At 74.4% G+C, this 19616-nt stretch carries 19 protein-coding genes; 11 read left to right on the top strand and 8 right to left on the bottom strand.

Annotated elements, in window-relative coordinates; translation table 11 throughout:
- Positions 1 to 149: 149 nt before the first annotated feature.
- From otr(A) to ACFZP7_RS30750, 4 genes are all read left to right on the top strand, one after another.
- On the top strand, positions 150 to 2045 hold the full coding sequence (otr(A), locus tag ACFZP7_RS30765; RefSeq protein ID WP_385637189.1) for a tetracycline resistance ribosomal protection protein Otr(A): 1896 nt from the start codon (positions 150 to 152) through the stop codon (positions 2043 to 2045).
- Between the two features lie 124 nt (positions 2046 to 2169).
- On the top strand, positions 2170 to 2832 hold the full coding sequence (locus ACFZP7_RS30760) for a DUF4230 domain-containing protein (protein WP_385637186.1): 663 nt from the start codon (positions 2170 to 2172) through the stop codon (positions 2830 to 2832).
- Between the two features lie 107 nt (positions 2833 to 2939).
- Positions 2940 to 3479: a VanZ family protein gene (locus ACFZP7_RS30755; RefSeq protein WP_031015923.1), complete on the top strand. Its 540-nt coding sequence runs from the start codon at positions 2940 to 2942 to the stop codon at positions 3477 to 3479.
- 176 nt (positions 3480 to 3655) lie between these two features.
- Positions 3656 to 4903: a ricin-type beta-trefoil lectin domain protein gene (locus tag ACFZP7_RS30750; protein ID WP_385637183.1), complete on the top strand. Its 1248-nt coding sequence runs from the start codon at positions 3656 to 3658 to the stop codon at positions 4901 to 4903.
- 28 nt (positions 4904 to 4931) lie between these two features.
- Here the strand turns inward: ACFZP7_RS30750 and ACFZP7_RS30745 are convergent, their stop codons facing one another.
- Both ACFZP7_RS30745 and ACFZP7_RS30740 read right to left on the bottom strand, forming a co-directional pair.
- Positions 4932 to 5168 carry a hypothetical protein gene (locus tag ACFZP7_RS30745; RefSeq protein ID WP_031015926.1) on the bottom strand — a complete coding sequence of 79 codons (237 nt, stop codon included), beginning with the start codon at positions 5166 to 5168 and terminating at the stop codon, positions 4932 to 4934.
- A gap of 67 nt (positions 5169 to 5235) precedes the next feature.
- Positions 5236 to 6045, bottom strand: coding sequence for an SDR family oxidoreductase (locus ACFZP7_RS30740; RefSeq protein ID WP_019327703.1), 810 nt, complete (start codon positions 6043 to 6045; stop codon positions 5236 to 5238).
- A 171-nt stretch (positions 6046 to 6216) separates the two neighbouring features.
- Here ACFZP7_RS30740 and ACFZP7_RS30735 point away from each other — a divergent pair, with 171 nt between their 5' ends.
- From ACFZP7_RS30735 to ACFZP7_RS30720, 4 genes are all read left to right on the top strand, one after another.
- On the top strand, positions 6217 to 7248 hold the full coding sequence (locus ACFZP7_RS30735) for a PHP domain-containing protein (protein WP_385638549.1): 1032 nt from the start codon (positions 6217 to 6219) through the stop codon (positions 7246 to 7248).
- Between the two features lie 45 nt (positions 7249 to 7293).
- Positions 7294 to 7950 carry an HAD family hydrolase gene (locus tag ACFZP7_RS30730; protein WP_019327701.1) on the top strand — a complete coding sequence of 219 codons (657 nt, stop codon included), beginning with the start codon at positions 7294 to 7296 and terminating at the stop codon, positions 7948 to 7950.
- A 67-nt stretch (positions 7951 to 8017) separates the two neighbouring features.
- The gene (locus ACFZP7_RS30725) at positions 8018 to 9211 is read left to right on the top strand and encodes an aromatic acid exporter family protein (RefSeq protein WP_385637180.1); all 1194 of its coding nucleotides are present in this window, start codon (positions 8018 to 8020) and stop codon (positions 9209 to 9211) included.
- 367 nt (positions 9212 to 9578) lie between these two features.
- Positions 9579 to 10610, top strand: coding sequence for an SDR family oxidoreductase (locus tag ACFZP7_RS30720; protein ID WP_062133509.1), 1032 nt, complete (start codon positions 9579 to 9581; stop codon positions 10608 to 10610).
- A 202-nt stretch (positions 10611 to 10812) separates the two neighbouring features.
- Here ACFZP7_RS30720 and ACFZP7_RS30715 read toward each other — a convergent pair whose 3' ends face one another.
- The gene (locus tag ACFZP7_RS30715; protein ID WP_385637177.1) at positions 10813 to 11112 is read right to left on the bottom strand and encodes a hypothetical protein; all 300 of its coding nucleotides are present in this window, start codon (positions 11110 to 11112) and stop codon (positions 10813 to 10815) included.
- A gap of 250 nt (positions 11113 to 11362) precedes the next feature.
- Here ACFZP7_RS30715 and ACFZP7_RS30710 point away from each other — a divergent pair, with 250 nt between their 5' ends.
- Both ACFZP7_RS30710 and ACFZP7_RS30705 read left to right on the top strand, forming a co-directional pair.
- Complete coding sequence (locus ACFZP7_RS30710) at positions 11363 to 11860, top strand: FBP domain-containing protein (RefSeq protein WP_019327697.1); 498 nt, start codon at positions 11363 to 11365, stop codon at positions 11858 to 11860.
- Between the two features lie 114 nt (positions 11861 to 11974).
- Positions 11975 to 13243 (top strand): FUSC family protein, encoded by a 1269-nt coding sequence (locus ACFZP7_RS30705; RefSeq protein WP_355513353.1) that lies wholly within the window; start codon positions 11975 to 11977, stop codon positions 13241 to 13243.
- A gap of 101 nt (positions 13244 to 13344) precedes the next feature.
- Here ACFZP7_RS30705 and ACFZP7_RS30700 read toward each other — a convergent pair whose 3' ends face one another.
- Positions 13345 to 14070: a DUF2470 domain-containing protein gene (locus tag ACFZP7_RS30700; protein WP_385637175.1), complete on the bottom strand. Its 726-nt coding sequence runs from the start codon at positions 14068 to 14070 to the stop codon at positions 13345 to 13347.
- Between the two features lie 195 nt (positions 14071 to 14265).
- Positions 14266 to 14874 (bottom strand): TetR/AcrR family transcriptional regulator, encoded by a 609-nt coding sequence (locus ACFZP7_RS30695; RefSeq protein WP_019327694.1) that lies wholly within the window; start codon positions 14872 to 14874, stop codon positions 14266 to 14268.
- Positions 14875 to 14996: 122 nt separating this feature from the next.
- Between ACFZP7_RS30695 and ACFZP7_RS30690 the strand changes: the two genes are divergently transcribed.
- A complete protein-coding gene (locus ACFZP7_RS30690; protein ID WP_031015935.1) occupies positions 14997 to 16565 on the top strand; it encodes a cytochrome P450 in 1569 nt (522 codons plus the stop codon).
- On the opposite strand, the gene ACFZP7_RS30685 is transcribed toward ACFZP7_RS30690, so the two are convergent.
- The 3 genes from ACFZP7_RS30685 to ACFZP7_RS30675 are packed head-to-tail and all read right to left on the bottom strand — an operon-like array spanning position 16527 to position 19510.
- Complete coding sequence (locus ACFZP7_RS30685) at positions 16527 to 17357, bottom strand: pentapeptide repeat-containing protein (RefSeq protein WP_385637172.1); 831 nt, start codon at positions 17355 to 17357, stop codon at positions 16527 to 16529. The two genes, ACFZP7_RS30690 and ACFZP7_RS30685, sit on opposite strands and share 39 nt — an antisense overlap.
- A gap of 49 nt (positions 17358 to 17406) precedes the next feature.
- Complete coding sequence (locus ACFZP7_RS30680) at positions 17407 to 18150, bottom strand: PIG-L deacetylase family protein (protein ID WP_019327691.1); 744 nt, start codon at positions 18148 to 18150, stop codon at positions 17407 to 17409.
- Between the two features lie 55 nt (positions 18151 to 18205).
- Positions 18206 to 19510 carry an alpha/beta fold hydrolase gene (locus ACFZP7_RS30675; RefSeq protein ID WP_385637169.1) on the bottom strand — a complete coding sequence of 435 codons (1305 nt, stop codon included), beginning with the start codon at positions 19508 to 19510 and terminating at the stop codon, positions 18206 to 18208.
- Positions 19511 to 19616: the final 106 nt, after the last annotated feature.

The following is a 19616-nucleotide window of genomic DNA, read 5'->3' as shown; positions in this document are numbered from 1 at the left end:
TACGGAAATCCGCTTGCGGGGGACCCGGGAGACGACGGCATGATGGCGCCCGTCCGTGCTCCCTCAGGTCAGGATCGCTCGCATGCGCCGACTCCTCGGAAACCCCCAGCGCCCCTTCCGGCCCACGGTTCACGAGGACTCCACCCCGCATGCAGACCCCGCACGACGCGCGCGCCCCGCGCACCCTGAACATCGGCATCCTGGCCCACGTCGACGCCGGTAAGACCAGCCTCACCGAGCGGCTGCTCTTCGACCACGGCGCCGTCGACCGGCTCGGCAGCGTCGACGCCGGAGACACCCTTACGGACGACGGCGCGATCGAGCGCCGCCGCGGCATCACCGTCCGTTCCGCCGTCGCCGCCTTCACGGTCGGCGACACCCAGGTCAACCTGATCGACACCCCCGGCCACTCCGACTTCGTCGCCGAGGTCGAGCGCGCCCTGGAGGTCCTCGACGGCGCGGTGCTCCTGCTGTCCGCCGTGGAGGGCGTACAGGCGCGGACCCGGTTGCTGATGCGCACCCTCAGGCGGCTGCGGCTGCCCACGCTGGTCTTCGTCAACAAGATCGACCGGGCCGGCGCACGCACCGACGGCCTCCTCGCCGACGTCCGGCGCCTGCTCACCCCGCACGTCGCGCCGCTCACCGACGTCACCGGCGCGGGCACCCCGCACGCCCGGGTCACCCGCCGCCCGCCGGACGAGCGGACCGCCGAAGCCCTCGCCGACGTCGACCCCGGCGTCCTGGCGGCCCTGGTGGACGGCCCCGCGCCGACCGCCGACGACCTGGCCGCCGCGCTCACCGCCCGCACCGCCGACGGCTCGTTCCACCCGCTGTACCACGGCTCGGCGCTCGGCGGTCAGGGCGTCGCGGAGCTGGTCGCGGACCTGGTGCGGCTGGTCCCGGCGCCGCCGCCTCCGCCGGACCGGCGGCCGGCGCCGCGCGGCACGGTGTTCGCCGTGCGCCCCGGCCCCGGCGGCGAGCCGACGGCGTATCTGCGGCTGTACGACGGTGAGGTGCGCCCGCGTCAGCGGCTGACGTTCCTGCGGCGCGCGGCCGACGGCGGGGCCACCGAGGTCACCGGCCGGGTGACGCGCCTGGACGTGGTCGGCGGAGCGGGCGCGCTCACCGCCGGCAACATCGCGGCCCTCGGGGTCCCCGGCGGCCTGCGCGTCGGCGACCGGCTCGGCGACCCCACCGACCGGGCCCCGCAGTTCGCGCCGCCGACACTGGAGACCGTGGTCCGGGCCCGCCGGCCCCGGCAGGCGGCCGCGCTGCGGTCCGCGCTGCTCGCGCTGGCCGACCGGGACCCGATGCTGCACGCGCGCCCGGAGGCGTCCGGCGGGACCGCGCTGCTGTTGTACGGCGAGGTCCAGATGGAGGTGCTCGCGGCGACGCTGGCCGAGGAGTTCGGCATCGAGGCGGAGTTCGCACCGGGCCGCGTCCGGTTCCTGGAGCGACCGACGGGCACCGGGGAGGCGGCGGAGGAGATGCCGTGGCTCGACCACACGCGTTACTGGGCGACGATCGGGTTGCGCGTCGAGCCCGGGCCGCGCGGCTCGGGCGGGGTGTTCACCCACGAGACGGAACTGGGCGCCCTCCCCCGCGCCTTCCACCAGGCCGTCGAGGAGACGGTGCACGCGACCCTGCGGACCGGCCTGAGCGGCGCCGCGGTCACGGACTACCGGGTCACGCTGACCCGTTCCGGTTACAGCTCGCCGGTCAGCACCGCCGCCGACTTCCGCGGACTGACCCCGATCGTGCTGCGCCGCGCCCTCCGCCGGGCGGGGACCCGGCTGTACGAGCCGTACCACTGCTTCGAGGCGGAGATCCCCGCGGACGCGCTGGCCGCGGTGACGGCCCGGCTCGCCGCGCTGGGCGCCGACTTCACCGGCACCACGGGCGGCGACCCGGTCTGGCTGGTCACCGGCGAGCTGCCGGCCCGGCGGGTGCGGGAGGCCGAGCTGCGGCTGCCGGGACTGACCCGCGGGGAGGCGGTGTGGTCGTCCCGGCCCGGTGCGGACCGTCCGCTGAAGCCGCCGCGCTGACCCGCCGCACGCACCGAACGCCGCACGCGCCCTCCGCGCCCCGTCTTCTCTCGCCCGGCGCCAACTGCTCTGTCTGGCACGAGAGATGGGGGGCATCCGGACACCAGGAAGGAGGGCTGTCGCCATGACGACTCCCGTCAGGAAGCCCCCCGGGCGCGTGCCCGGCTGGGCGAAGGCACTGAGCGCGTTCCTGCTGGTCCTCGTCGTGCTGTTCGCCGGGTTCCGGCTGAGTCTCGTACCGGGGCTGAAGGACGTGTTCGGCACCGAGACCCACGACCGTTCGGGCCCCGCGCTGCTGGAGTCCGTCCAGGACATCAGCCGTTACGAGGCCGCCTCCGGCAACTTCCAGGTCGTCGTGGACCTGGAGAAGGACGCCAAGCTCCTGCCCGACGCCATCCGCGGCACCCGCACCCTCTACGTCGGGGCGGGCACCGTCGACGCCTACGTGGACCTCGGCAAGGTGGACGAGGGCGACGTGACGGTCGACGACGACCGCACCTCGGCCACGCTCCGGCTGCCGCACGCGGCGCTCGGCGAGCCGGCCCTCGACCCCGAGCGCTCCTACGCCGTGTCCAAGCAGCGCGGGCTCCTCGACCGCCTCGGCGACCTGTTCTCCGACAACCCGAACGGCGAACAGGCCGTGCAGAAGCTCGCGGCCCGGCACATCGGCGACGCGGCGAAGGACAGCGAACTCAAGGCGAGGGCCGAGAGCAACACCACGGCGATGCTCAAGGGCCTGCTGCACTCCCTCGGCTTCGAGGAGGTGCGCGTGACCTACGGGTCCTGAAGGGCCGGGACCGCCCGCCCGCCCGTCCGCCCGTCCTCGCCCGTTCGACGGGTAACCGTCCGCGTAACCGCTCCGCCACGCGGGGAAGTCGACGACTGGAGAATCGCATGGCACGCACCGCTTCGGGGTCGCGCTCCCTACTGCGCCCACGCACCGCCCGGACCGAGAAGCCCGACGCCCACGAGCGGCGTCCGCTCCCCCTCCCCCTGCGCCTGCTGGCCACACTGTGCGCGTTCGTCTTCATGGTGGCGTTCGCGGTGGTGCTCGCGCGGCTGACGCTGAACCCCTCCCCCGCGTCGGAGGCGCTGACGCACACCAACATGCACCCCGGGCGCTCGCTCAGGGCCTACTTGGACCAGCCGGCCCTGCGGGACGCGGTCAAGCAGATCGGCGGGAACATCCTGCTGGGCGTCCCGTTCGGCGTGCTCGTCCCGGTCGTCGCCCCGCGCACCCGGGGACTGCTGCGGGTGCTGCTCCTGACGGCCGTGGTGATGCTGCTGGTCGAGTTCGCGCAGGGCGCCCTGGTCACCGGGCGGGCCTTCGACATCGACGACGTCATCCTCAACACCACGGGCGCGCTGATCGGTTACCTGCTGCTGGGCCGGCGGATGAGCCGCGCGGTGCACGCGCGCGAGCCCCGCACCTGAAAGAGGCGAGGCGTCCGCGGCGTCCGCAAGAGGCCCGGCGCCCGAAAGAGGAAAGGGTGGTCCGTACCAAGGTATTGACCACCCCTTACTTCACTACTTGAATCAAGAGGAGACACCCTTACCCCCCACCTCGGTCGGCGCTCCCGTCCCCGGGACGCCGTACGGAAGGGAGAGCCGTGGCCCGTCCACGCCTGCTCCGCAGATGTCTCCTCGCCGCCGCCCTGTCCGCCGGGCTGGCCGCGTCCCTCGTGACCGGTCCCGCCCGGGCGGAACCGGCGCCCGACGAGGCCGCCCCCGCCGCGGCCGCCGCCGTGGCGTTCTCGGACACCTTCGACGGTCCGGCCGGCGCGGCCGTCGACTCCTCGAAGTGGCAGATCGAGACCGGCGACAACGTCAACAACCACGAGCGGCAGTACTACACCGCCGGCAACCGCAACGCCGCCCTGGACGGCCAGGGTCACCTGGTCATCACGGCCCGCAAGGAGAACCCGGCCGGCTACCAGTGCTGGTACGGCACCTGCCAGTACACCTCGGCCCGGCTCAACACCTCCGGGAAGTTCACGGCCCAGTACGGGCACGTCGAGGCCCGGATGAAGGTGCCGCGCGGGCAGGGCATGTGGCCCGCGTTCTGGATGCTCGGCACCCCGGTGAACTGGCCGGACTCCGGCGAGATCGACATCATGGAGAACGTCGGCTTCGAGCCCTCGACCGTGCACGGCACCCTCCACGGCCCCGGCTACTCCGGCGCGGGCGGCATCGGCGCCGGGTACACCCTGCCGAACGGGCAGGCCTTCGCGGACGGCTTCCACACCTTCGCCGTCGACTGGGCGCCCGACTCGATCACCTGGTCGGTGGACGGCACCGTCTACCAGCGGCGCACCCCGGCCGACCTGGGCGGGAAGCAGTGGGTGTTCAACCGGCCGTACTTCCTGATCCTCAACCTGGCGGTCGGCGGCTACTGGCCCGGCGACCCGGACGCCTCCACGGTCTTCCCGCAGACGCTGGTGGTCGACCACGTGTCGGTCACGACGAGCGACTCGGGGGCGGGCGGCGCCATCCGCGGCCTGGCCGGCAAGTGCGTGGACGTCGCGGCGGCGAACTCCGCCAACGGCACCCCCGTACAGCTCTACGACTGCAACGGCACCGCGGCCCAGCGGTGGACGGTGGGCGCCGACGGCACGGTCCGGGCCCTCGGCAAGTGCCTGGACGTGAGCGGCGGCGGCACGGCGGACGGCACGGCCGTGCAGTTGTGGGACTGCAACGGCAGCGCCGCCCAGCGGTGGGTCGTCACCGCGGCGCGCGACATCGTCAACCCGCAGGCCGACAAGTGCCTCGACGCCACCGGCAACAGCTCGGCCAACGGCACCCGCCTCCAGATCTGGACCTGCACGGGCGGCGCCAACCAGAAGTGGACGGTCGGCTGAGGCATCCGGGCGGGGGCCGGCGCACGGGCTAGCGCAGCGTCCAGGTGAACTTGTCCCCGCCCACCCAGCGGACCACGTCCGGGTCGTCGAGGTCGTGGACCGTGATGCCGAAGGCCGCGGCGGCCTCCAGTACGTCGGTGACCGCCCTGGCCTCACCGACCACCTGGCCGTCGATCTCCACGATCCGGAACGGCGGAGTGCCCGGCTGGACCCGGAGCACGAGAATCCGCGGACTGCCGATGTGCGGGCTGTCGATTTCGGTCATGCATCGAGGGTAGGCCGCAAGGCGCGGTGGTCGCCGGACGAGCGGACCCACCAGGCGGTACGACCCCTCAGGGCCGACGCCAGTCGTCGCCCGTCAGATGGGATCCGGCCATCGGGCCCATCCGGAGCATGCCGCCGTCCACGCTCCAGGACGCGCCCGTGACGTACGAGGCGTCGGGGCCGGCGAGGAAGGCGATCACGGCGGCCACCTCGCGGGCGTCGCCGGGCCGGCCCAGCGGCACGCCGGGGCGGCGCTCGGTGTGCGGGTCGGTGTCCTCCTGGCCGGTCATGGGCGTGGCGATCTCACCGGGGGCCACCGCGTTCACGGTGATGCCGTGCTCGGCCAGTTCGATCGCCATGACCTGGGTGAGCAGGCCGAGCCCGCCCTTGGCCGCGCAGTACGGGGCGGCGCCCACCCGGGGCTGGTGCTCGTGGACGGAGGTGACGTTGACGATCCGGCCGCCCCCGCCCTGGGCGATCATGCGCCGGGCGGCCTTCTGGCCGCACAGGAAGGGGCCGGCGAGGTCCACGTCGAGGACGTGCCGGAGGTCGTCGAGCCCCAGGTCGAGGAAGGGGGTGGCGGTGCCCGTCCCGGCGTTGTTCACCAGGACGTCGACGCGGCCGAGCCGGTCGCACAGTCCGTCGACGGTCTCCGCGGCCTCGGGCAGCCGGGTCAGGTCCACCCGGGCGGTCTCGGCCCGCCGGCCCCGCGCGCGGACCTCCTCGGCGGTCCGTTCGGCGCCCTCCTCGTCGGTGTGCCAGGTGATGCCGACGTCCATCCCCGCCTCGGCCAGGCGTACGGCGGTGGCGCGACCGATGCCGGAGTCGGCCCCGGTGACGACGGCCACCCTGACCTCGGACGGGCTGGGGCTGGACATGACGGCCTCCTCGTGGCTCCGCTCGGCTCTCCGGTGCCCGCTCCGCGCGCTCGGCGGCGCGGGTGCGCGGGGCGTCGCAGTACCCGCGTGCGGTCCGGGGAAACCGCCCGGCCCGTGGTGCGGTCCCCGGGGCACTGGGGAACCCTGGACGTGCCGGAGGAGGAGGTGGCGATGGAGCCCGTCGAGGCACTGGAGCGCATCGCGTTCCTTCTGGAGCGGTCCCAGGCGCCGACGTACCGCGTCCGCGCCTTCCGCACCGCGGCCCGGGTGCTCGGGGAGCTGACCGGGGACGAGCTGCGCGAGCGGGCCGGTTCGCTGGAGTCGCTGAAGGGCGTGGGACCCAAGACGGCGCAGGTGGCGCGCGACGCACTGGCCGGGCGGGTGCCCGGGTACCTGGAGAAGCTGGAGGGCGAGGCGGACGCCCCGCTCGCCCGGGGCGGTGAGCGGCTGCGGGAGCTGCTGCGCGGCGACTGCCACCTGCACTCCGACTGGTCCGACGGCGGCAGCCCGATCGAGGAGATGGGCCGTACGGCGGCGGCGCTCGGGCACGAGTGGGCGGCGCTCACCGACCACTCGCCGCGGCTGACGGTGGCGCGCGGCCTGTCCCCCGAGCGGCTGCGCGAGCAGTTGGACGTGGTGGCGGAGCTGAACGAGGGCTGGGCCCCGTTCCGGCTGCTGACCGGCATCGAGTGCGACATCCTCGACGACGGCTCGCTGGACCAGGAGCCGGAGCTGCTGGAGCGGCTGGACGTGGTCGTGGTGTCGGTCCACTCCAAGCTGCGGATGGACGCCCGCGCCATGACGCGCCGCATGGTGCGGGCCGTACGCGACCCGCACGCGGACATCCTGGGGCACTGCACCGGGCGACTGCTGACCGGCCGGGGACGGCCCGAGTCCCAGTTCGACGCGGACGAGGTGTTCGCCGCCTGCGCGGAGTCCGGCACGGCGGTGGAGATCAACAGCAGGCCGGAGCGGCTGGACCCGCCGCGCCGGCTGCTGCGCCGGGCCGTGGACGCGGGGGTGCTGTTCTCCGTCGACACCGACGCGCACGCGCCCGGCCAGCTGGACTGGCAGGCCCACGGGTGCGCGCGGGCCGAGGAGTGCGGGGTGCCCCCGGAGCGGGTGGTCACCACCTGGCCGTTGGAGGACCTGCTCGCCTGGACCCGTGAGGGCCGCCTTCCGTCCGGAGTGGCGGGCCGCTGACGTGGTACTCGCTGCTCGAACCACGGACCAGGAAGGGAACGGTGCATGGAACGGGCAGCCGTGTTCGACGTCGACGGGACCCTCGTCGACACCAATCACCTGCATGTGACGACCTGGTGGGAGGCGTTCCGGCAGGCAGGTCATCAGGTGCCGATGCACGCGATCCACCGGGCCGTGGGGCTCGCCTCGACCGACCTCATCGGGCATCTGCTGGGCGAGGACCGGGACACCGACCAGGACGCGGGGCTCAGCGCCGCGCACAAGGCGCTGTACGGGCAGTACTTCGACCGGCTGCCGGCGCTGCCGGACGCCGGGGAGCTGCTGCGGCGCCTGGCCCGGGACGGCTGGAAGGTGGTCCTCGCCACCTCCGCGGGCGGGGCCGAGCTGGGCGCGCTGCGGCGGGCGATCGACGCGGACGACGCCATCGCCGCCACCGCGAGCGCCGACGACGTGGCGGCCGGGAAGCCGGCGCCCGAGCCGGTGGAGCACGCCCTGGAGCTGGCCGGGGTGCCGGCCGAGCGGGCCGTGTTCGTCGGTGACACCGTCTGGGACATGCGCGCGGGCAGCAGGGCCGGGGTGCGCTGTGTGGCCGTGCTGTGCGGCGGGCTGCCCCGCGCCGACCTGGAGGAGGCGGGCGCGGACGCGGTCTACGCCGATCCGGCCGACCTGCTGGCCTCGCTGAAGGAGAGCCCGTTCGCATGAGCCACCGTGTCGTGACCCGTCTCCGTCGCCGGAGGCTTCGGCCCGTCGAGGGGATGTCCGGCGCCGTATGACCGCTGTGACACATACCGTCCGCGAGATGTTCCGGGGGCGGCGGCCGCTGGCCGCGGTGGGGTGGGAGGCGCGTGCCGTCGGGCGGGCGGCCCGGGCCGCCTGGCAGGGGCCCGGACGCGAACGCGATCTGGTCGTGCAGTCCCTGAAGGCGGCCGGCGCCGCGCTGATCGCCTGGGCCGTGGCGGGCGTCTGGCTGGACGATCCCATGGCCCTGATGGCGCCCTGGGTGGCGCTGGTCCTCGTACAGGCCACCGTCTACAGCTCGGTGCGGCAGGCCGGGCAGCAGTTCACGGCGATCTGCGCGGGGGCCCTGGTGGCGTCGGCGGCGCAGGCCATCACGGACGACAACACGGGGGCGCTGGCGCTGTCCCTGCCGGTGCTGATGCTGATCTCGAACTGGTCCCGCTTCGGCGGGCAGGGCATCTACACGGCCACCACCGCGGTCTTCGTGCTGGCCTCCGGCACGGCCGTCTCCGCGTCGGCGGTCGGGCACCGGGTGGGCCAGGCGGCGCTCGGCGCGGTGATCGGCGTCGCGGTCAACGCCCTCGTACTGCCGCCGATCCACCTGCGCGACGTACCGGAGAACCTCGCCGGGCTGGCCCGGGAGGCGGGCGACGTCCTGCGCTCGGTGGCGGACGACCTGCGCGCGTCCGAGTGGGACGCGCAGACCGCGGCCGGCTGGTCGGACGACGCCGCGCGGCTGCAGCGGCGCCTGCGGGCGCTCGAGTCGGCCCGGTCCTGGAGCCGGGAGAGCCTGCGCCTGACCTCGGGTCCGCTGCGCGCGCTGCGCCGCGCGCCCACCGCCGCCGTGCCGCCCGAGGACGAGGACCAGCGCTGGAGCAGGGTCACCGGGCACATCACGGCGCTGACCCGGACGCTGGCGGTGGCCGCCGACGAGAACCGGACCCCGGCCCCGCCCGAGGGCCCGGCGCTGGACCTGTACGCGCGCCTGCTGCGGCTGATCGGCGACTCCTGTCACGCGGAGGCCGACCGGATGCTGGGCGAGGACGCCGATCCGCGTCCCCGCGAGGAGACGGAGGAGACGATGGAGGAGCTGCACCGGCGGCTCCAGCAGGGGCTCCAGGAGCACGCCGGGCAGGACGCGGCGCGGACGGCGGTGCTGGGCACGCTGCTGCTGCAGGCCGAGAACCTGTGGGCCGAGATCGTCCCCACGCACCGCTCCCAGTGACACACATCACCCCAAATCCCGACAGACGGTGGAACACCGGCGGGCCCTCCCCCGTTGAAGAGAGCGTGGGTACGGATGGGACAGTGTCCCCGGGCCTCACCTTTCGCCCACAGGGAAGATCGTTCGGCTGAAGCCCTGTGGAGCCTTTCGCCGAGAGGCGACCGCCATCCGTACCCACCTCGTACCGCCCCGACCGTGATTCCCCCGTCGCGGTCGGGGCTTCTCCTTGTCCGGCCCCTCCCCTCCCGGCTCCTCCTTGTCCGGCCCCTCCCCTCCCGGTTCCTCGTGCCGGTCCTTCGGCGTGCCCGGCCGCAGGGGCGGGTACCCGGTGACGGCCGTACGGGCGAGTCACCGAGAGGAGCGCAAGGTGAGCAGTGGAACGGGCATCAGGGTCGTGGTCACGGGGGCCACCGGCAACGTGGGCACCAGCGTGGTGCGGCTTCTCTCGCAGGACCCGGAGGTCGCCTCCGTGCTGGGACTGGCCCGGCGTACTCCCCGGTGGTCACCCGAGAAGACGGAATGGGCCGCGGTGGACCTGGCCTCGGACCGGGCCGATCTGTCCGGACACCTCGCGGGCGCCGACGCGGTGGTGCACCTGGCCTGGGCCTTCCAGCCGACGCACGACCCGGCGACGACGTGGCGCACCAACGTGCTGGGCTCGCTGCGGGTCTTCGAGGCGGTGGCCGCGGCCGGCGTGCCGGCCCTGGTGCACGCCTCGTCGGTGGGCGCCTACTCGCCGGGCCCCAAGGACCGCGCGGTGGACGAGTCGTGGCCGACCCACGGCTGGCCCGACGCGGCGTACTGCCGGGAGAAGGCGTACCTGGAACGGGTCCTGGACACCTTCGAACGCGACCACCCGGGGACACGGGTGGTCCGGATGCGGCCGGCCTTCCTCTTCAAGCGGGAGTCGGCCAGTGAACAACGCCGGATCTTCGGCGGCAAGTACCTCCCCGGCCCGCTCGCCCGTCCGGAGCTGCTGCCCTTCCTGCCCGACGTGCCCGGGCTCCGCGTGCAGGCGCTGCACACCGACGACGCGGCGAACGCGTACCGGCTGGCGGTGCGTGACGAGGACGCCCGGGGGCCGTACAACCTCGCCGCCGAGCCGCCGGTCGACGCGGAACTGCTGGGCGAGCTGATGGGCGCACGGCCGGTGCGGCTGCCCCGCAGCGCGGCCCGCTCCGCCATCGCCGCGGCGTGGGGGCTGCATCTGCTGCCGGCCTCCCCGCACCTGTTCGACGCGGTGCTGCGGTTGCCGCTGATGGACTGCACACGGGCACGGGCGGAGCTGGGCTGGCGGCCGGTGCACACGGCCACCGAGGTGCTGGAGGAGTTCCTGCGGGGCTTCCGGGAGGGCGCGGGAGCCGCCACGGAGCCACTGCGCGGACGCAAGGTGGGCTGACCGGGCCCGGGAGGCGCGGCGACGGCCGGCCGCGCCTCCCTGGCGGTCCCCCGACGGACGGCGGCCGGGAACGGCCGACAGGGCCGGCAGGGGACCGCGCACGGCCGGGCACGGCGGGACCGCCATGGGTGAGCCGCGAGCCGACACGTCCCCGGTCGGGGGTCCGGTCGGCCGGTGTGTGTGCGGGTGTCCCGGGTCGCCCTCAGCCGGAGGACTCGTCGGGCACCGGGTGCTCCGGGTGGACGGCCCCCGAGTGCGGGTGTCCCTGACGGCCGGTCCCCGCCTCGTCCGTGTCGGGCACGTCGGTGCCGCCGGTCCCGTCCTCGTCGTCGGCGTCGTCGGCGTCGTCGGCGTCCTCGGTGCGCTGACCCTGCTCCAGTTGCTCCCGCGTGGGGGCGGCGGCCTCCCAGGGGTCGTCACCGGCGCCCGCCTGCTGGTCCGGCATGTCCCGGGGGACGGGGTCGCCGTTCTCCCCCGGTCCTTCGAGTCGGTGATCGGTCACGGCGCACTGCCTCTCTGCTTCGCTGCGGGTCGTCCGGGCGGCAGCGGGTACCTCTCCGCCCGCCCGCGAAACGTCCGCGCGGCCTCCGGTCCGCTCCGGCGGCGACCCCGGACGGCGGTGGACGGCGGTGGACGGCGGTGGACGGCGGGCGCGCGGCAAATTCGTTGGCACCCCTCCCCCGTGGCTATCTACGCTAGGTGGAAACCTAGAGGCCCTAGGTTGCTTCCGTCACCGAACCCTGGGAGATCCCATGAGAGCCCTTACCGAGCAGGACATCCGCAACTCCTTCGTCAACTGCTCCAAGGGCGAGGCCAAGCGTCTGGCCGTCCCCCGCGACCTCGGCGAGCGCCCCTGGGACGATCTCGACTTCCTCGGCTGGCGCGATCCGGGCGCGCCCGACCGCAGCTATCTGGTCCGCGAAGAGGACGACGGGCGGCTGACCGGCGTGGCCCTGCGCTTCCAGCCGGGCCGGTCCGGCTTCCTCCAGCGCAGTCTGTGCGCCCTGTGCCTGACGACCCATCCGCGGGGCGGTGTGTCGCTGATGACCGCCCGCAAGGCGGGCCCGGCGGGCCGCGAGGGCAACTCGGTCGGCCTGTACATGTGCACCGACCTGGCCTGTTCGCTGTACCTGCGGGGCAAGAAGGTGCCGGAGGGCGGTGCCCGCTTCGAGGAGAGCCTGTCCCTGGAGGAGCAGATCGCCCGGACCATGGGCAACCTGTCGGCCTTCCTCGCCAAGGTGAACGCCTGAAGATCCCGGACGCGCCGCGGCGCACGGCGCGTATGACCCTTCCCGTCCCCCTTCGTCCGGTTACCGTCCTGTCCGGATACGTTCGAGGCGCCTGGGGAAGGGAACAGCCCGAGGATGCACGAGGTACGTGAGAGGGCCGCGTCGGCCCTGCGGCGGGTGAAGTGGCTCAGGGACCCGATGGTCGTGCAGGCGCTGCGCTCGGCCGCCGCGGCGTCGATCGCCTATGTGATCGCGGTGCGGCTGACCCCCGACAAGTCGGCGGCGCCGCTCACCGCGCCCCTCACCGCGCTGCTGGTCGTGCAGGTCACCCTGTACGCCACCCTCAAGATGAGCTTCCGCCGGGTGAACGCCGTGGTGGCCGGTGTCCTGGTCGCCATCCTCTTCAGCCAACTGGTCGGACTGAGCTGGTGGAGTCTGGCCCTGGTGATCGTGGCGGCGCTCGGCGTCGGCCATCTGGTGCGGGCGCACGAGTTCGTGGCCGAGGTGGCGATCAGCGCGATGCTGGTGCTCGGCGTGACCTCGCACGGGACCCTGGCGTGGGCGCGGGTGGTGGAGACGCTGATCGGCGCGATCGTCGGACTGGCCTTCAACCTGGTGCTCGCGCCCCCGGTGTGGGTGGAGCAGGCGGGCGAGTCGATCGAGGGGCTGGCCCGACGGGTGCGGCAGCTGATGCTGAGGATGGGCGAGGAGGCCGCGGGACACACGGCGTTCCACGAGGCGGCGGCCCGGCTGCACGAGGCCCGCCGCCTCGACCACGACATCGGCGAGGTGGACGAGGACCTGCGGCAGGCCGAGGACAGCCTGCGGCTCAACCCCCGGGTGCGCGAGGGACTGCTGCACCGGGTGGTGCTGCGCTCGGGTCTGGACACACTGGAGATCTGCACGGTGGTGATGCGGGTACTGGCCCGCACCTTCACCGACCTCGCGAAGGAACGCGAACCGGACCCCCTCTTCCCCCCCGAGACCGGCGCCGCCGTCGAACAGCTCCTGGCGGAGATCGCCGACGCCGTGGTCAGCTTCGCGGTCCTGGTCACCACCAGCGTGAGCGACGACGCCGAGTCCGCGGAGGAGCGCCTCTCCGCCCAGCTGCGCCAGGCCGCGGTCACCCGGGACAGACTCGCCGGGCTCCTGCTCGCACAGGTGCAGCGCGACCCGCGGCAGTGGCAGTTGCAGGGCGCGGTGCTGACCGAGGTCAACCGCATCATCGACGAGATGGACACCGAGCACCGTTCGCGTCGGCTGCTGGAGGAGCTGGACCGGCACACGCGCGAGCAGCGCGAACGCATGCCCCGGCTGACCCGGCTGCGCGACCGGCTGCGGGCCCGTCTGCGGGCCCGGCCGCGCAGGCGGAAGCGGCGCGGTGCCGCGCGGCGCTCCTCATGAGGACGCCCGCACGCGTACCGCGGGCACCCCGCGCCGGTACCGCCGGCACCTCGCACGGGTACCGCGGGCACCCCGCGCGGGCGGCGGACCGCCGCCCGTCCTCACCCCTCGCCGTCGGTGCGCTGCCGCTGCAGGGCCCGGGGGCAGGACGCGGCGCTCGCCTGCGCCAGCAGCACGTGCATCCGCTCCGTGAGCCGGGCGATGTCGTCGGCGGGCGCGTGGAAGGGCAGGCGTACGTCACCGTGGGCGCGGGCGCGCTCGATGCGCAGCGTGAGCCCGTGCCGGTCGACGGCGAGGGGCCACACCCGGACCGCGCCGTGCAGGCTGTCGGCGTCCACGAGCCGGGTCAGCCGCTCGACCGCGTCGCCGTGGCAGTCGGCGAGGTGGGTCAGCAGCCGGGCCTCGGCCAGGGCCAGCGGGTCGGGCGCGGCGGTGGCGAACTCGTCGAGGTCGACGACCACGGCGCCCGAGGACTGCCGCAGCACCACGCGCGTGGGGGTGAAGGCCAAGTGGCCGTCCTCCGGGGCGAACCAGCCCGCGAGCCAGAGCCGGGCCCTGATCCTGCCCCGGACCGGGACGGGCGCCACGTCGGCGAACTCCAGTACGGCGGACGGCTCGCCGCGGGGCGCGCAGATCGCCGCCGCGAGCAGCGCACTGTCCTCGGGCACGTGCAGCAGCACCCGGCCGTCGTCGGCGACGCTGTGCGCGCCGACGAGCTCCTCGCGTCCCCCGTCCGCGGTCACCGCGCAGGACCAGGCGGCGGCGAGCACGGAGCGGGCCCGTTCCGCAGCGGCAGGCGCGGCCGTCCAGATGTGGCTGTCACCCATCCCCAACCTCCGTCGTCAGTTCATTGGCAGGCTCTTTGGCAGGCCCATGTTCAAGCTCATTAGGTAAGGCTCACCTAACCTATCCGAGATCGGGGCGTGCGCCAACCACGGCCGGGATCTCCGCCGGCCCTCTTCGGCGCGGCGGGCGGCGCGTTCAGGCGGTCTGACGGCGCGTCCGGAGCGCGACGGGGGCGCTCACGACGCGATGGCGCCGAGCAGGGCCCGTGCGCACAGGTCACGCACCTGCTCCGGGCTCGGCTCCGGGTCCCGCAGCCACTCCAGGCAGACCGCGGTGGTGAACGCCAGCCAGCCGCGCACCGCCAGCCGCACCTCGGTGCGCTCCCCGAAGGACGGACCGAACTCCGGGTCGGCGGCCAGCGCCGCGAGGATCTGCCGCTCCTGGGCGGCGAGCGCCTTGCGGTAGACCCGGCGCACCGCCTGGTCCCCGGTCGCGTCGGCGCGATGGAAGGCGCGGTAGCCGTGGGCGTGGGCCCGGACGTACTCCAGGTACGCGCCGAGGCCCGCCGCGAGCTGTTCGCGCACCGGCACCCCCGGCACGGCCGCCGTCATCCGCAGCATCCGCTCGCTCTCGCGCTCGACGACCGCCGCGAAGAAGTCCCGCTTGTTCGGGAAGTAGTGGTACAGCAGCCCGCGGGAGACCCCGGCGATCTCGGCGACCCGCTCGATCCACACGTCGTCGTAGGGGCTCTCCGAGAACAGTCGCGCGCCCACCGAGAGCAGCTGCTCCCGGCGCTCCTCGGTACTGAGCCTGCGGCGGGTGCGCTCGCCCTGGTTCGCGGCCATGCCCGCACCTTACTTGACGTCGGTTCAACAACGGGTCGAGACTGTGGGCGCGTTATTGAATCCATGTACAACACGCTTGCCCGGCACGTGCAACACGCCGCTGCGTCAAGGGAGATCGCGTCATGGCGGAGACGACCGAACGACTGGCACCGGACGGCCTTCCGAAGGGTTTCCGCAGCGCCGAGCTGGGCTGGCCGGAGCTGCACCGCATCCCCCGCCCGCCCTACCGGCTCCCGCTGCTCGGGGATGTGATCGGGGCGAGCCGCAGCACCCCGATGCAGGACTCGCTGCGATACGCCCGGCGGCTGGGCCCGATCTTCCGGCGGCGGGCCTTCGGCAAGGAGTTCGTGTTCGTGTGGGGCGCCTCCCTCGCCGCCGACCTCGCGGACGAGACGCGCTTCGCCAAGCACGTGGGCCTGGGCGTGGCCAACCTGCGGCCGGTCGCCGGGGACGGGCTGTTCACGGCGTACAACCACGAGTCCAACTGGCAGCTCGCGCACGACGTGCTGGCGCCCGGGTTCAGCCGGGAGGCCATGGCGGGCTACCACGTGATGATGCTGGACGTGGCCGCGCGCCTCACCGGCCACTGGGACCGGGCCGTGGCGCAGGGCCGGCCGGTGGACGTGCCCGGGGACATGACCAAGCTGACCCTGGAGACGATCTCGCGCACCGGCTTCGGACACGACTTCGGTTCCTTCGAACGCTCCCGCCCGCACCCCTTCGTGACCGCGATGGTCGGCACCCTCGGCTATGCCCAGCGCCTGAACACGGTGCCCGCGCCGCTCGCCCCGTGGCTGCTGCGCGGCGCGAGCCGCCGCAACACCGCCGACATCGCGTACCTCAACCGCACGGTCGACGACCTGATACGGGCGCGCCGGACCGCCGGCGGGAGCGCGACGGGCGACCTGCTCGACCGGATGCTGGAGACAGCCCATCCGGAGACCGGTGAGCGGCTGTCGGCACAGAACGTCCGGCGCCAGGTCATCACCTTCCTGGTGGCCGGCCACGAGACCACCTCCGGGGCGCTCTCCTTCGCCCTGCACTACCTCGCCCGGCACCCGGAGGTGGCGGCCCGCGCCCGCGCCGAGGTGGACCGGGTCTGGGGCGGCACCGAGGCTCCCGGCTACGAGCAGGTGGCCAAACTGCGCTATGTGCGCCGGGTGCTGGACGAGGCCCTGCGGCTGTGGCCGACGGCGCCCGCCTTCGCGCGCGAGGCCCGCCGGGACACGGTGCTGGACGGCACGCATCCGATGCGGCGCGGTGCCTGGGCCCTGGTGCTGACCGGGATGCTCCACCGCGACCCGGCGGTGTGGGGGCCGGACGCCGAGCGGTTCGACCCGGACCGCTTCGACGCCAAGGCCGTACGGGCGCGGGCGCCGCACACCTTCAAGCCGTTCGGGACGGGGGCGCGGGCCTGCATCGGACGCCAGTTCGCGCTGCACGAGGCGACCCTGGTCCTGGGACTGCTGCTGCGCCGCTACGAGTTGCGGCCGGAGCCGGGCTACCGGCTACGGGTGACCGAGCGGCTGACGCTGATGCCGGAGGGGCTGCGGCTGCGTCTCGAGCGGCGGCCCGCGCCCGGCCGCACCGCGTCGGCCCCGGACGGCGCGCCCGGCGTCGAGGACGCCGCGTCGGACGCCGAGGACGCCGCGTCAGCCTCCCGCTGTCCAGTGCGCGGGGCGGCCGACTGAGTCCGGCAGCCTGGTGCCGGCGCTCCCCCGGGCCGCCGTGACCTGCGGCTGGGTCAGGAAGAGGGCGCCCGTGAGGTCGGCGTCGGTCAGGTCGGCACCGCGCAGGTCCGCGCCGATCAGGTCGGCGCCCCGCAGGTCGGCGCCGGTGAGGTCGGCGGCGATGAGGTACGCGCCGCGCAGGTCCGCGCCGCTGAGGTCGGCGCCCTTGAGGCGGGCGCCCATCAGGTCGGCGCCCCGGCGGTTCTTCTTCCGGCCGCGCGTGCCGGCCCGCGCCAGTTCGCTGGCGCGCAGCAGAAGGACGTTGACCCGCTGCCGGTGCGCGGCGACGTCCAGGGCGGCCAGTTCCTCGGGCGTCCCCCCGGTGACCCGCTCGGTCTCGGCCAGGGCCCGGCGCAGGTCGGCGTGGACCGGGCGGGCGGCGGGCAGCGTCAGCGCCTCGGTGAGGTACCGGAGCAGTTCGTGCAACTGGCGGACGACCGGGAACACGTCGAACATGCGGCGGGCGTGGTCCGCCGGTGCCCCGCGCCAGTCCCGCCCGCCGAAGGTGATCTGCGAGACCCGCTGCCCGGCGCCGAAGCAGTCGTAGACCGTGCAGCCGGTGAAGCCGGAGCGGCTCAGCCGGGCGTGGATGGCGCAGCGGTGGTCGTCCCGGAGGTGGGAGCAGGGGCGTCCGGCCTCCTTGTCCACGGCGAAGTCCGCGGACCGGGCGAACGGCAGGGCCACACAGCACAGACCGAAGCACCGTTCGCAGTCGCCGCGGAGTTCCGCCAGGTCGGCCGTGTGTTCTCGCATGACGTCGAGCATACGGACCGCCGGCCGGCCACGGCTCGGGCGGCCCCGGCTACCGCGGGAAGACCTCGAAGGTGACCGCCGGCTTCCCGCCGAACCGCTCCCCCGCCGACTCGGCGAACCCGACGAGGAACCCGCGCACGTACGTCTCCGGGTCCTCGTCGGTCAGCGCCTCGATGTAGGTGCGGTGTTCGAGCAGGGAGCGCACCGCCCGCTCCAGTCCCGGCGTCGCGTCCACGGCGTGCGTGGGCGAGGAGGAACCGGCGACCGCCACCCAGCGCACGCCGTCCCAGGGCTCCAGCCCCTGCTCGGTCAGCTCCGGGAAGATCCACCGGTTGCCGGCGTCGCCCGCCGCGTCGAGCGTGGCCCGCCCGACGGCGACGTGGTCCGGCGTGTTCCAGGCGACGCCGCCCCAGGTGTCCCGGTGGTTGAGGGTGACGACCAGTTCGGGCCGGTGCCGGCGGATCGCGGCGGCGATGTCCCGGCGCAGCGCGGTGCCGTACTCGATGACGCCGTCGCGGTGGTCGAGGAACTCCACCTCGCTGACCCCGACGACGGCCGCGCTCGCCCGCTGCTCGCGCTCCCGCAGCGGGCCGCACTCGGCGGGCGCCAGGGTGTCGATCCCCGCCTCGCCCCGGGAGGCGAGGACGTAGGCGACCTCCCGGCCCTCGTCGGTCCAGGCGGCGATCGCCGCCGAGCAGCCGTACTCCAGGTCGTCCGGGTGGGCGACGACGGCCAGGGCGCGCCGCCAGTCGCCGGGCATGGGCTCCAGTTGCGTGATCGTCGGCTCCGTCATGCCCGCACAGTAACCCGGGCCGCCGCCGTCCCACCGGCAATCGGGGCGCGGCCGCTCAGACCTCGTCGCGGGCGAGTGCCAGCAGCCGGTCCAGGACGCGGGGGCCGCCGGCCCGGACGCCGTCGTGCTCGAACTCGTCGGTGACCCAGGTGCGCAGGCCGCGGACGGCGCGGGCGGTGGTCAGGGCGTGGGCGGTGTCGACGTACATGTCGTCGTGGTAGACGGCCGCGGCGGCCGGCACCTCGTTGGCGGCGAGGCGGGCGGGATCGTAGAGCGGGGTCCAGTCGGTGCGGGCGGCGAGCAGTTCGGCCGTCTCGCGCAGCGGGCGCAGCGCCGGGTCGCAGTCGAACATCCAGGGGTGGACCGACTCCCCGGTGAAGAGCAGCGGCCCGTCGCCCGCGAGGGCCTTGGCCGCGTCGAACTGCGGGAACTCGGCGCGGACCCGCTCGGCCGACCAGTCGGTGGGGCGCGCGTCCTGGCCGTAGATGGCCTCGTGGACGAGGGCGTACAGCGGGTGGCCCGCGTACGAGAGCAGGGACTGCGCCTCCTCCTGGAACGCGTCGGACAGCTCGGGTCCACGCGGGGTGCGGACGAAGGCGTCCTCCAGCAGGAAGTGCAGGCGGTGGCTTCCCTCGCTGCCGCCGAGCAGGATGCCGAGGGACTGGAACGCCTCGACGGTGAGCCGGTAGCCGTTCGGCAGGACGACGTCGTGGGTGAGCAGGTGGTCGGCGATGCGGCGGGCGCGCTCGACGTCCTGCGGGTAGCGGGCGTAGTGCGCGGCGACCTTGCGCTCGATGCGCGGGTAGGCGGCCCGGTACACGTCGTCGGCGTGGGCGTCCAGGGAGGGCAGCCCGCCGGTGATCAGCGCGGTACTCAGGCCCTCGGGGGCCATCGAGAGGTAGGCGACGGTGCAGAAGCCGCCGAAGCTCTGGCCGAGCACCGTCCAGGGGGCGCCGCCGGTGACCTGCGGGCGGATGGCCTCGCAGTCGCGGACGATGGCGTCGGCACGGAAGTGGGTCAGGTAGTCGGCCTGCTCGGCGGGGCCGCCGCGCAGCGGGAGGGTCTGGCGGTTGGCGGGTGTGGAGGCACCGGTGCCGCGCTGGTCGAGCAGGAGGACCCGGTATTCCTTCAGGGCGCGGCCGAGCCAGGCGGGACGGCCGATGAAACGGTTCGCCCCGAAGCCGGGGCCGCCCTGGAGGTAGACCAGCCACGGCAGGTCGTCCCGGTCCGCCCGGTCGCTCGCGACGACCTCGCGGGCGTACAGCTCGATGGTCTCGCCGTCGGGGGCGGCGTGGTCGAGGGGCACGGTGAAACGGCGATCGGTGAGGACGACGCCGGGCTGGCGGTAACGGACGCTCAACGGGGCTCCCGGGACGGACGGATCGTACGGTCGGACCGCACGGGCGGATCTTTCGGCCGGGACCCAGTTCAGCACACGGCCTTGCGGGGGCGGGCCCCCGGGACCG

Origin of the sequence: Streptomyces sp. SudanB5_2050 (assembly GCF_964272335.1) — a bacterium.
In the GTDB taxonomy this organism is placed as follows: Bacteria; Actinomycetota; Actinomycetes; order Streptomycetales; family Streptomycetaceae; genus Streptomyces; species Streptomyces rochei.
The sequence above is the reverse complement of the archived record's forward strand: the minus strand, read 5'-3'. Positions and strand labels throughout refer to the sequence as shown.

Bases quoted from the DNA above. Each gene is read 5' to 3' on its own strand.
- ACFZP7_RS30680 (WP_019327691.1), bottom strand. From the start codon at position 18,150: ATGACGGAGCCGACGATCACGCAACTGGAGCCCATGCCCGGCGACTGG.
- ACFZP7_RS30705 (WP_355513353.1), top strand. From the start codon at position 11,975: ATGCACGAGGTACGTGAGAGGGCCGCGTCGGCCCTGCGGCGGGTGAAG.
- ACFZP7_RS30730 (WP_019327701.1), top strand. From the start codon at position 7,294: ATGGAACGGGCAGCCGTGTTCGACGTCGACGGGACCCTCGTCGACACC.
- ACFZP7_RS30710 (WP_019327697.1), top strand. From the start codon at position 11,363: ATGAGAGCCCTTACCGAGCAGGACATCCGCAACTCCTTCGTCAACTGC.
- ACFZP7_RS30725 (WP_385637180.1), top strand. From the start codon at position 8,018: ATGACCGCTGTGACACATACCGTCCGCGAGATGTTCCGGGGGCGGCGG.
- ACFZP7_RS30745 (WP_031015926.1), bottom strand. From the start codon at position 5,168: ATGACCGAAATCGACAGCCCGCACATCGGCAGTCCGCGGATTCTCGTG.
- ACFZP7_RS30735 (WP_385638549.1), top strand. From the start codon at position 6,217: ATGGAGCCCGTCGAGGCACTGGAGCGCATCGCGTTCCTTCTGGAGCGG.
- ACFZP7_RS30690 (WP_031015935.1), top strand. From the start codon at position 14,997: ATGGCGGAGACGACCGAACGACTGGCACCGGACGGCCTTCCGAAGGGT.
- ACFZP7_RS30695 (WP_019327694.1), bottom strand. From the start codon at position 14,874: ATGGCCGCGAACCAGGGCGAGCGCACCCGCCGCAGGCTCAGTACCGAG.
- ACFZP7_RS30760 (WP_385637186.1), top strand. From the start codon at position 2,170: ATGACGACTCCCGTCAGGAAGCCCCCCGGGCGCGTGCCCGGCTGGGCG.
- ACFZP7_RS30700 (WP_385637175.1), bottom strand. From the start codon at position 14,070: ATGGGTGACAGCCACATCTGGACGGCCGCGCCTGCCGCTGCGGAACGG.
- ACFZP7_RS30755 (WP_031015923.1), top strand. From the start codon at position 2,940: ATGGCACGCACCGCTTCGGGGTCGCGCTCCCTACTGCGCCCACGCACC.
- ACFZP7_RS30685 (WP_385637172.1), bottom strand. From the start codon at position 17,357: ATGCGAGAACACACGGCCGACCTGGCGGAACTCCGCGGCGACTGCGAA.
- ACFZP7_RS30740 (WP_019327703.1), bottom strand. From the start codon at position 6,045: ATGTCCAGCCCCAGCCCGTCCGAGGTCAGGGTGGCCGTCGTCACCGGG.